Below are 14,064 nucleotides of genomic sequence, written 5' to 3'. Positions count from 1 at the left end.
AATTACGTAAGTAATTGACGAAGCAATTTCAGGGTGCTTGACAAAATTGCCACGTCGCTTCGCTCCTCGCAATGATGATTTGGTACCCATGCAACAATGCTTTCACGGGAATAACATAAAAAGCATTTACTGGTCTACGCAACAATTCTTAAGGACTCTTAATTATCCCTAATTTCTTTAACTATATTTAGTAATTGTGGCAAATCTATTAACCCAGGTATTAATTTGGAATCGATTATATACGCAGGTACTCCTTGCATTCTAAGACTTCTAGCTATTTTCATATTTTGAGTAATTAAATCTTTAATCTCATTACTATCGGCAATTTCTTCAATTTCCGTAGCATTTAAGCCATTCTCAGTTAATAATTCTTTTATAGATTCCTTAGAAACATCTCTTATTTTTATTAATTCATCATGAACAGCTTTGAATTTACTTGGATTAACCTTATAAATGGCTAAAACTATTCTTGCAAGATATTCGGAAACATCTCCAAGGATAGGAAGCGGTCGTAATACAACTTTAACTTTTGGATCGTTTTGCAATAATTCATTTATAGAAACATCGCCTTTTTTACAATAAGAACAATTGTAATCATAAAAAGCAATTATTGTTACATCACCGTCTTTATTTCCTATAACAGGAAAACTTGTGCTATCTTCAATACTTAACTTATTATCTTTTATATAGTTATTAACTTTAGTCTCATTTTCCTGTACTTTACGTTTTTGCAACCCTTCTATTGATTCTATTATTATTTCCGGAGTTTTAAGCAAATAATCTTTGATTATTTCTTGTACTCTTGCCTCTTCACATTTTCTTGCATCTTCGCTTTGTTTAACCTCAACGGAAACTGGATTTGTAGAATAAGTTTTCATTGTTTTGAAAACAAATAAAACTCCTATTATAACTATAAATATAACCAATATTTTACCTATAATATGCTGCATAAATACCTTTTTTAAAATTTTATATCTTCCTAAAGTCTAAGTAATTCTATATGTCATTCCCGCTTTCGCGGGAATGACATAAAACGAGCTATGTAACAAAGCCGGCTTGTCATCCGGTGTAGCAAAGTCCATTACTTCTGTCTTATTAATCTGCTCTGATCTCTTTTCCAGTCTTTTTCTTTAATTGACTCTCTTTTATCATGTAATTTCTTACCTTTAGCAATACCAAGTTCAACTTTCACTTTATTTTTTTTATTAAAATACATAGAAAGAGCTACTAGCGTATAGCCTTTTATTCTAATTCTACCGATAATTTTCTTTATCTCTTTAGTATGCAACAATAATTTACGTGGTCTACGAGTAGCATGATTAAATCTATTCGCTTTTTCATATTCTGCAATATGGCAGTTATACAAAAATACCTCATGTCCGGTATCTGCCGCATGACTTTCTTCTATAGAAGCTTTGCCTTGACGCAGAGACCGTACTTCACTACCCTTTAATACAATACCCGCTTCTAATCTTTCTTCAATAAAATAATGAAAAAGGGCTTTCTTATTTTGTGCAATAACTTTCTTATATTCAGTCATATTTTTATAGATAGTGATGTTATGATGTTTTCAATTTGTTTTTTGGCACTATCGCTTGCTTCAGTTAATGGGGGTCTAATTTCATTTTCACATAAACCTAAATAATGTGCAGCATATTTTATCGGAATCGGATTAGATTCTACAAATAATGCTGTATATAAAGGTAGTAATTTCTGATGGATTTCTAATGCTCCTTTAGTATCGTTCTTATTCCATTTTTCTAATAGCTCTTTACATATATTAGGAACAATATTAGAGGCTACAGAAGTCCACCCCACCCCACCTTGAGCGTTAAAAGCTAAGACTACTTCATCATTACCGGTTAAAATATTGAAATCCTTTTTAACTGTTGCTCTGATCCGCAATGGACGTTCTAAATCTACACCACAATCTTTTAATGCTAAAATACGCGGTAGCTTGCTAAGTCTCAATATTGTCTCATCAGAAAAATCTACTCCGCTTCTAGTTGGAGCTGAATATAACATAATAGGTAGATTACACGCTTCATGCAATGCTTCAAAATGCTTATAAATCCCGTGTTGGGTAGGTTTGACATAAGATGGTGGACTAGCCATAAAACCATCTACGCCGATTTTTGTAGATTCCGCTGCAAGTGCTCTTGCATAAGTAGTATTATTTGATGAACACCCGCTTATTATAGGAATACACTTATTAACGATTTCTACGCTAGTTTGCAGTAATAATTTATATTCTTCAAAACTTAAACTACTACTTTCTCCCGTTGAGCCTGCAATTAATATTGCATCGACTTCATGCTTTATTTGATGTTTTACAATTCTCTCTAAAGCATATAAGTCTAACTTATTATCTTTAAAAGGTGTTATAAGTGCGGTAATTAAACCTTTAAATATGTTATGCATGATTTTTTTGATTTTAATTGTTTAGCTTATTAAATCATCATTGCGAGCAGAATTACGTAGTAATTCGACTAAGCAATCTCAGGAGTTTGTTATTATTTCATAGGATTACCACGCAGTCTAGGACTGCTCGCAATGACGACTCAGTATCCATACACAGGCAATACCTCCTCACAATGACGTTTCTTCTACTCCCTAACAACACGCCTATACTCTTCTTTCAAACGATCTGCAATTTTATGATCATCAAAAATAATCTTTTTATTGCCAAGATCTATAGAATCAATATTTTGTACCTCAATTGCCGTGCCTGTAACAAAACATCCGGTAAAATCCTCTATTTGCTCTAATTTTAAACGCTCTTCTTTTACTTCTAGACCTAAATCTTTTGCAATTTCAATAATAGTCTGTCTTGTTATACCGTTTAAAAACCTATCGGCAATTGGAGTATATAATATTTTATCTTTAACAAAGAAAATATTTGTTGTAGTGCATTCAGCAATATATCCTTCATAATCAAGTAATAATGCATCCTCATAGCCAAGAGCCTTAGCTTCTTTTTTACTCGTTATTGCCATATTATATTGAGCAGCGGATTTAGATTGTACCGGGGTGCTATCAGGCATTGCTTTACGCCAGCGGCTTACATGCAAATTTATACCTTTCTCAAAAGACCTCGGCATAGATGGAATACCGGCAATCAAAAGATTAGTAGATAAATACTGATTAGTGATATTTAGCGACTCATCTCCGCACCAAATAAGCGGTCTTATATATGCATCCTTAATATTATTTTGTTTTATTACACGTTCATGAGCTTTTATTATCTCGTCTACATTATAAGGTACTTTCAAACCTAATGCTTCTGCTGATTTTATTAATCTTGCCGTATGTTCTTTTAGTTTAAAAACTTTGCCATTATAAGCTCTCTCACCCTCAAATACCGATCCTGAATAATGCAGGCTATGAGTCAAAACATGAATCCTTGCAAATTGATAAGGAACTAAATCACCGTTAATCCAAACATGCCAAAAAATTTGCTCTAGTTTTACCATTGTCATTAATCTATATTTATATTAAAGTATTGTCAATCGTCATGAGCTATACGGCCGTAGTTCCTATGTCATTCCTGCGAAAGCGGGAATCCAGTAGTATTTAACGTCATACCGCGACTTGATCGCAGGATCTCAGAACACAACCTACGACATAAGATCCCGTGGTCAAGCCACGGTATGACAATAGTGAAATACAATTTTTTTAAATTAAACGAGTATGCATACATACAAAGCACATATTTTAATCGTTGATGATGATAGCAGAATATTAGCACTTTTAAAGCAATTTTTAAATAAAAACGCGTTTTTAGTATCAACGGCAAGCTCAGTCATAGAAGCTAAAAATCTATTAAAAACTTCTAATTATGATTTAATTATTTTAGATGTTATGTTACCTGAAATAACAGGGCTTGATTTTGCTACTACTATAAGGGATGCCGGTAATAATATTCCTATAGTTATGCTTACTGCTTTATCGGAAGCCGATGACCGTGTTAAAGGACTTGAAGCCGGTGCCTCTGATTATATAACTAAACCTTTTGAACCGAGAGAATTATTACTTCGGATAAATAACTTAATCAATAATTATAATAACTTTAAAAAAGAAACGAATATAATTAAATTCGGCAATAATTTTTATAATTCCGATACAAAAGAATTTACCAAGAATAATCAAATTGTATCTCTTAGCTCTACTGAACAAAAATTACTTGAGATATTAATAAAAAATTCCGGTAAATCTACTAGTCGTTTTGAACTGTCAAAAATAATGGGAGGGCTTAGTATGCGTTCTATCGATGTACAAATTACAAGAATAAGAAGCAAAATAGAAGACAACCCAAAAGAGCCGAAATATTTAAAAACTGTGCGTAATGAGGGCTATGCACTTTATATCTAAATTATTACAGCATATTTCAAAGAGCTTCAGACAAGATGAATTTAAAAGCGAGCCTACACAGCGTATAAAAATACGTGAGCACAGACGAATCTTGAAAAATTCGCTTGTATCAAGCTCTTTGAAATATGCTTTACCAAGAACATTATTTGTACGGTTTATGTTTATTATAATCATTCCGATTTTAATAGGACAAATCGTTGCTATATTTTTGTTTTACGATCGTCATTGGTATAATGTGTCATATTATACTAGTACTATTATTATCAATGAAATAGAATCATTGATTAAAGAACATAGAAATAATTCAAGAGAGATAACCCATTTATCGGAAAATTATCTTAATTTATCTTATCAGTTTCAGCTTAATAAAAAGTTATCTATAAAACAGCCTAAATTAGGTGAACCTTTAACTATATTCAAAAATATTTTAGCTACAAAAATCCATGAAAAAAATATAGTTAAACTAAATAAGGAAAATAAAATTGAAGTATTTTTAGAATTAAAAGATGGAGTATTATATATTACTTTTCCTGCAAAGTTACTACTTAATCCTACAGTATATATATTTGTTTTATGGATTATATCTTTAACTGTTATATTACTTTCTGTTTCTATTATTTTCTCCAAAAATCAAATTAAATCAATACTCACCCTTGCGGATAGCATGGATAAATTTGGTCGAGGTGTTTTAAAAGGCAAAAATTTCAAACCTTCAGGAGCCTTAGAAATAAGAAAAGCAGGGCTTGCTTTTTTAAAAATGAAAGCTCGTATTGAAAAACAAATTACTAAAAAAACCACTATGCTTGCTATGATTTCTCATGACCTGAGAACTCCTTTAACAAGAATGAAGCTACAACTTGAATTGATGGAAGAAAGCGAAGAAATCGAAGGGTTAAAACAAGATATATTAACTATGCAGCAAATGATAAATTCTTATTTAGATTTTGCTAAAGGTGAAAGTACAGAAGAATTTGAAGACATTTTATTATTACCTTGGATGGAACGTTTTTTTAACAAATGGTCACATGTAAATATTGAATTTATAAAATCTACTAATTTAGATAAACTAGAAGTATGCATTAAGCCGCATTCTTTTGAAAGAGCCTTGTCTAATTTAATCGGTAACGCTATAAAATATGGAACTAAAATTAAGATATCCTCAAAAGATAATTCATCTACCGTAGCTATAATTATTGAGGATAACGGTCCCGGTATAGATGATACGGAAACACACCTTGTATTTAAACCGTTTTATAGATCAGATAAAGCAAGACAGCTTGATAATGCAAGTAACGTAGGGCTTGGGCTTGCTATTACTAAAGAAATAATAAACGATCATAAAGGCTCTATTTATTTAGAAGATAGCAAGGATTTAGGCGGGCTATCGGTAAGAATCGAAATACCTAAAATATGACTACCGATGTCATTCCCGTGTAGATGCCAAATCGTCATTACAAGGATAGGCAAAGCCGAGGGCGTGACAATCTCAGAAATTTTATATTGTTTCATGAGATTGCCACGCTCCTTTTAGTCGCTTGCAATGACGGAAAAATCGATCCATGCAGCAACATCTAAAATATAAAATAATGACTAACATAAAACATTTAGCAATAATAATGGACGGTAATGCTCGTTGGGCAGATCAGCATAACTTAACAAAATCTGAAGGGCATAAAGCAGGAGCCGATAAAATTCGTGAATTACTGCCTGAGTTTCTTAACCTTAACATACCTTATATAACTTTATATACTTTCTCTTCCGAAAATTGGCAACGCTCAAGCACGGAAGTAGATTTCCTAATAAAATTATTAAGTATTTATTTAAAAACCGAATTAAATAATTTACATAAAAACGGCGTTAAAATAAAAGTAATAGGTAGGCTGACTTTATTAAGTAGCTCATTGCAAAAACAAATAAATAATGCTATAGAATTAACAAAAAATAATAATAAAATAACGCTTTGTATAGCTTTTAGTTATGGAAGTCGTCAAGAAATAGTTGATGCCTGCACAAAAATTATTACAAGCGGTAAAAAAGCAGTAAGTGACAGCGATATACAACACGCTTTATATGATCCTGAAATGCCGGATGTAGATTTATTAATAAGACCGGGCGGGGTTTATCGCATCAGTAATTTCTTGCTTTGGCAAGCAGCTTATGCTGAATTATATTTCTCACCCAAATATTGGCCTGATTTTAATAAATATGATATACAAGAAGCTATAAATGATTACTCAAAAAGGAAAAGAACATTTGGTAAAAGATAAACAAAAATCAAACATATATTTAAGAATCCTGTCCGGTATAGTTTTAGTTCCGTTATTTGTCATAGCTATATTATGGTGTAAGCCTTTATTCTATATTCTAATGATATTAGTAGGTACGGGAATGTTAAGTGAATGGTATAATATGACCTACTCTTCTATTCCTGATCTATTAATCGGGCTAATTATTATTCCGATTCCTATAAGCCTATTAATATTTTTAAGTATGGAAGATACCAATAGATGGCTTATTATGCTTTATTTTTGCATAATGTGGTCGGTAGATACTTTCGCTATGATTGGCGGCAAAACTTTTAAAGGAGCAAAACTTGCTCCGAAACTTAGTCCTAACAAAACCTGGAGCGGTTTAGTGACGGGAGTATTATCAGCAGGTTTAGTTGCGGTATTAGTTAGTTTTATACCAAACTTTCATATTGAAAATTACTATTTTGCAAATAAAATTTATTTGTTTATAATTAGTTGTATATTAGCATTAATAGCTCAATTAAGTGATTTATTTATTTCATATTTTAAGCGAAAATTTAATATTAAAGATAGCGGTCATATAATACCCGGTCATGGAGGAGTGCTAGACAGATTTGATAGTATTATTTTAACCGCTCTGATATTATTTCTTATGAATATATATTTATGATAATACATTTAAATAATCATTCTAAAAAAATAATTTTAAATATCTTTTTAGCTTTACTGCTTGGATATTTTGTTTTTCATTGCATATATGGTAACAAAGGGATTATTGCATATTTAAAAGTAAATAGGCAGCTTGAAAAAGCTTATGATGAACTAAAAGGCTTACGAGCAGAAAGAGTAGAACTTGAGCATAACGTCAAATTACTGCGAACGGAATCTCTAAATAAAGATATGTTAGAAGAACAAGCAAAGAAAGTTTTAGGAGTAGCTGCTCCAAATGAGCAGGTGTTTAATCACCAATAACAAAACTTTGTTGTCATCCCGCGACTTGATCGCGGGATCCAGTCTTTTGTAATTTTTTTTATACCGTGGTCAAGCCACGGTATGACACAGAACGCGTTTTTCGATCCGCACAACAACATTATTGATTCAAAGGAATTAAAAATCATTTATGACTATAAAAATTTATCAAAACGACCTACCTAATAATTTTACACTTGAAGGAGATCTAGCTATAGATACCGAAACAATGGGACTAAATCTCCATAGAGATAAACTATGTTTGCTACAATTTAGTAACGGCAATGGTGAAGCTCATCTTGTGCATTTTACAAATCAAGATTATACAGCTCCTAATGTAAAAGCATTATTACTAGATAAAACTAGATGTAAGATATTTCATTTTGCTAGATTTGATCTAGCATCCATAAAAAAATATTTAAGTATAGATTTAGAAAATATCTTTTGTACTAAAATATCTTCAAAACTAGTTAGAACTTATACCGATAGTCATGGGCTTAAGGATTTGTGCCGAGAATTGCTTAATATAAATATTTCAAAACAACAACAATCTTCCTATTGGGGTGCGGATAATTTATCTTCAGAACAAAAAGAATATGCAGCAAAAGATGTGCTTTATTTGCATCAGTTAAAAGATATTTTACAAAAAATGCTACTTAAAGAAAATAGGTATGAACTTGCCCAAGATATTTTCCGTTTTTTACCGATAAGAGCTAATTTAGACCTTATCGGTTGGAATGAAATTGATATTTTCATGCATTAATTTATTAATACCATTTATTGACTTCAGGTATAAAATCAGGCGCACTATTTAATAGTCTATCTGTAATAAATTTTCATTCATAATTGAAGATTTTTGGAGAAATAGCAGTTCCTATTTCAAAAAAATCTTATAATTTACAGCAACAAAAATTAAATTACCGGTTAAAATTTATTACAGCCAGTCTATTAGTAGCTAATTGATTTTTTTAAATTACTGAGCCTACAATAGACTTATTGCATAATGTAGCTAATAAGAAAGAATTTGAAGAAAACATGGAAACACTTGCCACCGCAGCGTACATAAAAATACGTAAGGATGTGAGTACCGGATTGACATACAAATTTACCCTTAGACGCAAGTTATACAAAAAGTTTAATTAATTAGTCACTAAAAGGGGATTGTTATGACTAATAGAAAAAAATAGACGTGCTAGATTCAGAGTCAGATTTAAATCTAAGTCTAGATAGTATAGCAAACCTCTGTTATCCTAGGATTATAACTTGTGAAACAGAAGAAGACACTTTAAGTATTGGTGGCGGTTTTGCCGCATTTTGGTAGGCAGCTAATTATATAATAGATAAAGTATTAATGCTAATAAACAATATTTACTATTACCTTAGAGAAGGAACATTATGAAACTTCATCTTATCAGAGTTATAAGGGTGCTTCAAAAGGTACTTACCATAATAATTGCAGTAATTTTATAAATGAGACGAAGCAGCATTATGACTCTTCATTAGATAAACATAAGGCGGTAGTTTTAGGGCATACTACTACTTTTTTTTGGGTTAGTATGGTAGGTAATACAATAAAAGTATACTAGGTGTCATACTGCGGCTTGACCACGGTATTTAAAAACAACTTAAAGTACTAATAATTTTAGTATTTTAAACTAGATCCCACGATCAAGTCGCGGGATGACAGATTCAAAAAATAATATACTTCTGATAAATGAAAAGTAGCTAGACGCAGCTTAATTTGGAAAGAGCAAGGAATCTGTAAGCCGAGGAGCGGAGCATATACTTAATACGTGAGCATCCGAAGACTTACCAAAACGACGTAGCCAATTGTCCAAATTAAACGAGTATATTCACAATTTTACGAGGAACAAGGATAATCTTCTTCGGCTCTTTCCCTTCTAAGAACTTTTGTACCTTTGGCAGACTGACGGTAACTTGCTTTATTTCATCTTCACTTACGGAAGTTTTAAACTCATAGGTATCACGGAGTTTGCCGTTAACCTGCACTGCCATAATATATGTATCTAACTCTAGCATTGATTCATCAAATGCAGGAAAAGACAAATTATATAATCGCTCTTTATTGCCAAGCTTTTGCCAAATTTCTTCCGTAATATGCGGGATAAAAGGATTTAGTAGCTGTACTAAAACATTAAAGCCATGCCTTACGGTTTTAACATCAATTTTATCTTTGGATATTTCAGCAGATATAGAATTAGAAAGCTCACGCATACGTGCTATTGCTCTGTTTAGGGCAAAATGCTTTATATCTTCGGCGACGTGCTTTATTGTAAAATGTACTAACCTATTAAGCTCTTTATTAACCTCGCTATTCACATCATCTTTTAAAGAATCTATCGCCTTAAACATATACTCAAGCTTATTAATAAAACGTGAGCAGCCTTCAATACCGCTTGCCGACCATTCTAGATCTTTCTCAGGCGGACTATCGGACAGTACAAAAAGCCTAATAGCATCTGCCCCATATTGCTCTTGCATTGTCTCAAGATCGATTAGATTCTTTTTAGACTTACTCATCTTTTCAATGCGTCCCTGCACTACTCTATTATTGCTTTCTTTATGAAAAAATTCATTACCCTTTTTAACTACTTCTTCAGGATATAACCAATTATTATGTTCATCTTTGTAAGTGGCATGCAGCACCATACCTTGAGTAAATAGACCTTTAAAAGGCTCTTGAACGCTTACGTAATTCTGTTCGTTCATTACTTTTGTAAAAAACCTTGCATATAATAAATGCATTACCGCATGTTCAATGCCGCCTATATATTTATCAACCGGTAGCCAGTAATCACAAGCTTTTTTATCAGTCATCTCTGTAGCATTGCTATTGCAATATCTCATAAAATACCAAGATGATTCAAAAAATGTATCAAAAGTATCGGTTTCACGCACAGCCGGCTTATCGCATTTCGGACAATTAACATGTTTCCAACTAGGATGATGATCAAGCGGATTACCGTGACCGTCAAAATTGACATCATCAGGTAAAGTAACGGGTAAGTCTTTGTAAGGTACGGGCACTATGCCACAAATTTCGCAGTGAATCATAGGAATAGGACATCCCCAAAAGCGCTGCCTTGAAATCCCCCAATCTTTTAGACGATAATTTACGCTGCGTTTACCTATGCCTAGTTTCTCAAATTCTCTGATGACTTCTTGTTTTGCTTCGTTACTAGTTAAGCCGTTTAGAAAATCCGAATTAATTAAAATTCCATCTTCCGTATAAGCGGTCTTTTGTACATCCATATCTGCTTTAATTACTTGTTTAATAGATAAATTCATTTTAACAGCTAATTCATGGTCACATTCGTCATGAGCAGGGCAACCAAATATTGCACCAGTGCCATAATCCATTAGCACAAAATTAGTAATAATAACCGGTAAAACTATATTTGAATCGAAAGGATGAGTAACAAAAAGACCGGTAAATACACCTTCCTTTTCAGCCTTTTCTAGTTTGCTACTTCTTGTAATATGCGAGCATTGAGTTATAAAAGCGAGTATTTCAGGTGTTTTAGAAACTAACCGCTCTATTATCGGATGATTAAAGGCAATTCCTATAAAGCTAGCACCAAAAATGGTTTCAGGTTTGGTTGAGAATACTTCTATAGTAGTCTCTTCATTATCCTTAATTTTGAAATGAAAATTAGCACCTATCGATTTACCTATCCATTTCTCTTGCATAGACCGAACAGCTTCAGGCCACTCTTTTAAATTCTGAATTTCGTTTAATAATTCTTCAGCATAATCGGTAATTTTTAAGAACCATTGCTTTAAATAACGTTTTGCCACTATTGCACCTGAACGCCAACCACGCCCGTCTACAACTTGTTCATTCGCAAGCACGGTATTATCAACCGGATCCCAATTAACAAATGATTCTTTTTGATAAGCAAGATTTCGTTCATAAAGCTCTAAAAAGAATTTCTGCTCATGTTTATAATACTCAGGATCGCAACTATTTATCTCTCTAGACCAATCATAAGAAAAGCCCATAGATTTTAGCTGCTTTTTCATATTCTTGATATTAGAATATGTCCATTTTTTTGGGTGAGAATTATTGTTTATTGCGGCATTTTCGGCAGGTAGCCCGAAAGCATCCCAACCCATCGGATGAAGTACATTAAAACCTTGCATAGTCATAAACCTTGCAATAACATCACCTATAGAATAGTTGCGTACGTGACCTACATGGATTTTACCGGAAGGATAAGGCAGCATTTCAAGTACGTAATATTTTGGCTTGCTACTCGCGTTTGATACCTCAAAAGCTTTTTCTTCTTGCCAAATGTACTGCCATTTTTGTTCTATTTGGTTCATATTTTTTTAATTTATATACTGCATTGTCATTGTGAGCAGTCTTAGACTGCACGGCAATCTCATCAAATATCCTGAGATTGCTTTGTCAATTACTCCGTAATTTCCTCGCAATGACGGCAATACTGTTATTACCTCACACTATTAATATATATCTCTCTAGCTTTTCTTAAAATTTTATCTTCAAGCGTGATAGCAAGATTTGAGGTGTTTTCATTAAGTACCCATTGTTTATTTTTAAGCATTTCTTCAAATACTTTCACTTCGATTGAATCAGGGCTGATTACATCGTCTTTAATAAATATATTTATTTTAAATCGAAAATTAGGATTAGAACGTGGGCTATACCATTCCGTAATAATCACGCCGCCGTTTGAGTCGGCTGATGCAAGAGGAGCAACACTTATAGTCTCTAATGCTGCTTGCCAGAGATATTTATTAACTGAACCTCCTATAGCTTTAGTAGATTCATTCTTAACCCTACCCGGTCTAAAAACTAATCCTTCTTCACCTGCTATAGAACCTACTTCGTCCCATTTCTGCTCTCGTTCTGTTTTTGGATAATCACCCGCTAAGATACTAGTACTTATTGCACTAAGTATAATTACAAAAAATAATCCGATAATTTTCTTCATAACCAATATTTAATTAGTGTGCTTGAGGGAAATAATAGAGAAGCTTTAGCTATTAGTCAAAAATTATTTCTTCCCACCGTTCTTTGGCATTGTTATATGGCTCAAAAAAACCCACTCGATGCCCGCCTATGCGGGAATGACATAGGGCAGATTTAATTATTTCTCAGCAATAAATTCAAAACGTGGAATATTTTTGCCGTGTAATAAAACCTTTTTGTTAAACATTTCAAGCGGCCTTACCCAGAAGCTGGAAATTATCATATAACTCTTGCAAAGTTTCAGTATGTTTTGCAGTATCTATAACTTGATATAATTTTTCTTTGTAATGCTTATATATTCCGGTTCTCATAACACTTACACCTTAACAGGCATGACGACAAAAATATCTTTAGGATTCTCAGGAAATTTAATAAGTACCGGTGCTGAAACATCTGAAAAATATAGTTCTACTAAATCCGATTTCACTGCTTTTAAGACATCTTCCAAATATTGCGGGTTAAAGCCTATAGCTAAAGACTCATCACTATTATATTCATAAAAACTTTCCTTATCTTGTGAAGAATTAATAACCTCTTTTGCGTTGCCTCTTGCTTCACCGACAGCACTAATCTCTAAGGTTTCACGAGATAACGATAATTTTACTGCTCTAAATTTTTCAACGGTTATTATCGCTATCCTTTCTATACTATCTGCAAACATTTTTCGATTAATTACTAATTTTGAGCTGCTGCTTTCCGGAATAAAAGTACTATAATCAGGGAAAGTACCGTCTATAAGCTTTGATAGCATAATAGTATTTTCGTTACATATAAATTTAATCTTATTGCTATTTAATAAAATTTCTATATCTTCATTTATATTTTTAGGATCTTTAACGATTTTTAAAATTTCCTCTGCACTTTTTTGGGGTAATATAACTCCAAAATTCTTTATTTGTTTTTCTAATGTTACCCATGAAATCGAAAGTCTATGCCCATCGGTACTTGCCGAACAAAACTCTTTGTCTTTTATGTGTAAATAAACACCGTTTAAATTATAACGAGTTTCATCTAAAGAAATCGAAAATTTTGTCGATTCAATTATTTTAGCAAAATCCGTGCAGGAAATTTTAAAACTTGCTTCAGGATTAATACTATCCATTGCAGGAAAAGAACTAACCGGCAAAGTAAATAAATTAAATTTACAATTTTTTCCTTTGATCTCAAGTCCCGTTGTACCGAGATCTGTTAATGTAAGCTCGGAATCCGGAAGTTTTCGGACTATATCATTTAGAGTTTTCGTAGAAACGGTACATTCACCTTCACTTACTACCTGTACTGCTATTTTTTGACTTAAGTACAAATCCATATTAGTAGAACTAAGCTCTAGATTGCCGTCTTGTGCCGATAATTTAATGTTTGCATATTCAGGTATGACATTACGTTTTTCAACAACGGAACTTGCAAACCCTAGGGACTGCACTAATGTTTTTGTTTCAACTATTAATTTTAACATAT

Annotated in this window: 15 protein-coding genes and 1 pseudogene; 7 read left to right on the top strand and 9 right to left on the bottom strand. The window is 32.6% G+C overall.

Going from position 1 to position 14,064, the window contains the following annotated elements; genetic code table 11:
• Nucleotides 1-158: 158 nt before the first annotated feature.
• The 4 genes from BTU51_RS03425 to BTU51_RS03410 form a co-directional block, all read right to left on the bottom strand.
• Complete coding sequence (locus BTU51_RS03425) at nt 159-950, bottom strand: DsbA family protein (RefSeq protein WP_012150788.1); 792 nt, start codon at nt 948-950, stop codon at nt 159-161.
• A 131-nt stretch (nt 951-1,081) separates the two neighbouring features.
• The gene (gene smpB, locus BTU51_RS03420; RefSeq protein WP_012150787.1) at nt 1,082-1,540 is read right to left on the bottom strand and encodes an SsrA-binding protein SmpB; all 459 of its coding nucleotides are present in this window, start codon (nt 1,538-1,540) and stop codon (nt 1,082-1,084) included.
• Nucleotides 1,537-2,421, bottom strand: a complete 885-nt coding sequence (gene dapA / locus BTU51_RS03415) for a 4-hydroxy-tetrahydrodipicolinate synthase (RefSeq protein WP_012150786.1) — start codon at nt 2,419-2,421, stop codon at nt 1,537-1,539. Before dapA ends, smpB begins: the two co-directional genes overlap by 4 nt.
• Nucleotides 2,422-2,606: 185 nt before the next feature.
• Nucleotides 2,607-3,479, bottom strand: coding sequence for a branched-chain amino acid transaminase (locus BTU51_RS03410; RefSeq protein WP_012150785.1), 873 nt, complete (start codon nt 3,477-3,479; stop codon nt 2,607-2,609).
• Nucleotides 3,480-3,690: 211 nt separating this feature from the next.
• Between BTU51_RS03410 and BTU51_RS03405 the strand changes: the two genes are divergently transcribed.
• From BTU51_RS03405 to BTU51_RS09950, 7 genes and pseudogenes are all read left to right on the top strand, one after another.
• A complete protein-coding gene (locus BTU51_RS03405) occupies nt 3,691-4,371 on the top strand; it encodes a response regulator transcription factor (protein WP_012150784.1) in 681 nt (226 codons plus the stop codon).
• Nucleotides 4,355-5,785, top strand: a complete 1,431-nt coding sequence (locus BTU51_RS03400) for a palindromic element RPE3 domain-containing protein (protein ID WP_012150783.1) — start codon at nt 4,355-4,357, stop codon at nt 5,783-5,785. The genes BTU51_RS03405 and BTU51_RS03400 overlap by 17 nt, the downstream gene beginning before the upstream one ends.
• A 145-nt stretch (nt 5,786-5,930) precedes the next feature.
• Nucleotides 5,931-6,638, top strand: coding sequence for a polyprenyl diphosphate synthase (gene uppS, locus BTU51_RS03395; protein ID WP_010977222.1), 708 nt, complete (start codon nt 5,931-5,933; stop codon nt 6,636-6,638).
• The gene (locus tag BTU51_RS03390) at nt 6,598-7,290 is read left to right on the top strand and encodes a phosphatidate cytidylyltransferase (protein WP_014362473.1); all 693 of its coding nucleotides are present in this window, start codon (nt 6,598-6,600) and stop codon (nt 7,288-7,290) included. The genes uppS and BTU51_RS03390 overlap by 41 nt, the downstream gene beginning before the upstream one ends.
• Entirely contained in the window at nt 7,287-7,592 is a 306-nt protein-coding gene (locus BTU51_RS03385) for an FtsB family cell division protein (RefSeq protein ID WP_012150781.1), read from the top strand. Before BTU51_RS03390 ends, BTU51_RS03385 begins: the two co-directional genes overlap by 4 nt.
• Before the next feature lie 148 nt (nt 7,593-7,740).
• On the top strand, nt 7,741-8,352 hold the full coding sequence (locus tag BTU51_RS03380) for a ribonuclease D (protein WP_012150780.1): 612 nt from the start codon (nt 7,741-7,743) through the stop codon (nt 8,350-8,352).
• Nucleotides 8,353-9,335: 983 nt separating this feature from the next.
• Nucleotides 9,336-9,432 (top strand): annotated as a pseudogene (locus BTU51_RS09950) (palindromic element RPE5 domain-containing protein); the annotation flags it as partial.
• Here the strand turns inward: BTU51_RS09950 and leuS are convergent.
• The 5 genes from leuS to dnaN all read right to left on the bottom strand — a co-directional run bounded on the left by leuS (nt 9,429) and on the right by dnaN (nt 14,062).
• Nucleotides 9,429-11,936 carry a leucine--tRNA ligase gene (gene leuS / locus BTU51_RS03370; RefSeq protein ID WP_012150778.1) on the bottom strand — a complete coding sequence of 836 codons (2,508 nt, stop codon included), beginning with the start codon at nt 11,934-11,936 and terminating at the stop codon, nt 9,429-9,431. The pseudogene BTU51_RS09950 and the gene leuS sit on opposite strands and share 4 nt — an antisense overlap.
• A gap of 128 nt (nt 11,937-12,064) precedes the next feature.
• Nucleotides 12,065-12,568: a DUF3576 domain-containing protein gene (locus tag BTU51_RS03365; RefSeq protein ID WP_012150777.1), complete on the bottom strand. Its 504-nt coding sequence runs from the start codon at nt 12,566-12,568 to the stop codon at nt 12,065-12,067.
• A 156-nt stretch (nt 12,569-12,724) separates the two neighbouring features.
• Entirely contained in the window at nt 12,725-12,793 is a 69-nt protein-coding gene (locus BTU51_RS09720; protein WP_250637617.1) for a hypothetical protein, read from the bottom strand.
• 1 nt (nt 12,794) lies between these two features.
• Nucleotides 12,795-12,917, bottom strand: coding sequence for a DUF1653 domain-containing protein (locus BTU51_RS09715; protein WP_012262374.1), 123 nt, complete (start codon nt 12,915-12,917; stop codon nt 12,795-12,797).
• A 5-nt stretch (nt 12,918-12,922) separates the two neighbouring features.
• The gene (dnaN, locus tag BTU51_RS03350; protein ID WP_012150776.1) at nt 12,923-14,062 is read right to left on the bottom strand and encodes a DNA polymerase III subunit beta; all 1,140 of its coding nucleotides are present in this window, start codon (nt 14,060-14,062) and stop codon (nt 12,923-12,925) included.
• Between the last annotated feature and the right edge of the window lie 2 nt (nt 14,063-14,064).

Source organism: Rickettsia rickettsii (assembly GCF_001951015.1).
GTDB lineage: Bacteria > Pseudomonadota > Alphaproteobacteria > Rickettsiales > Rickettsiaceae > Rickettsia > Rickettsia rickettsii.
This window is presented reverse-complemented; position numbering and strand designations above follow the sequence as displayed.

Bases quoted from the DNA above. Each gene is read 5' to 3' on its own strand.
- BTU51_RS03405 (WP_012150784.1), top strand. From the start codon at position 3,691: ATGCATACATACAAAGCACATATTTTAATCGTTGATGATGATAGCAGA.
- dapA (WP_012150786.1), bottom strand. From the start codon at position 2,421: ATGCATAACATATTTAAAGGTTTAATTACCGCACTTATAACACCTTTT.
- BTU51_RS03425 (WP_012150788.1), bottom strand. From the start codon at position 950: ATGCAGCATATTATAGGTAAAATATTGGTTATATTTATAGTTATAATA.
- BTU51_RS03385 (WP_012150781.1), top strand. From the start codon at position 7,287: ATGATAATACATTTAAATAATCATTCTAAAAAAATAATTTTAAATATC.
- dnaN (WP_012150776.1), bottom strand. From the start codon at position 14,062: ATGTTAAAATTAATAGTTGAAACAAAAACATTAGTGCAGTCCCTAGGG.
- leuS (WP_012150778.1), bottom strand. From the start codon at position 11,936: ATGAACCAAATAGAACAAAAATGGCAGTACATTTGGCAAGAAGAAAAA.
- BTU51_RS03400 (WP_012150783.1), top strand. From the start codon at position 4,355: ATGCACTTTATATCTAAATTATTACAGCATATTTCAAAGAGCTTCAGA.
- BTU51_RS03390 (WP_014362473.1), top strand. From the start codon at position 6,598: ATGATTACTCAAAAAGGAAAAGAACATTTGGTAAAAGATAAACAAAAA.
- smpB (WP_012150787.1), bottom strand. From the start codon at position 1,540: ATGACTGAATATAAGAAAGTTATTGCACAAAATAAGAAAGCCCTTTTT.
- BTU51_RS03380 (WP_012150780.1), top strand. From the start codon at position 7,741: ATGACTATAAAAATTTATCAAAACGACCTACCTAATAATTTTACACTT.
- BTU51_RS03410 (WP_012150785.1), bottom strand. From the start codon at position 3,479: ATGACAATGGTAAAACTAGAGCAAATTTTTTGGCATGTTTGGATTAAC.
- BTU51_RS09715 (WP_012262374.1), bottom strand. From the start codon at position 12,917: ATGAGAACCGGAATATATAAGCATTACAAAGAAAAATTATATCAAGTT.
- uppS (WP_010977222.1), top strand. From the start codon at position 5,931: ATGCAGCAACATCTAAAATATAAAATAATGACTAACATAAAACATTTA.
- BTU51_RS03365 (WP_012150777.1), bottom strand. From the start codon at position 12,568: ATGAAGAAAATTATCGGATTATTTTTTGTAATTATACTTAGTGCAATA.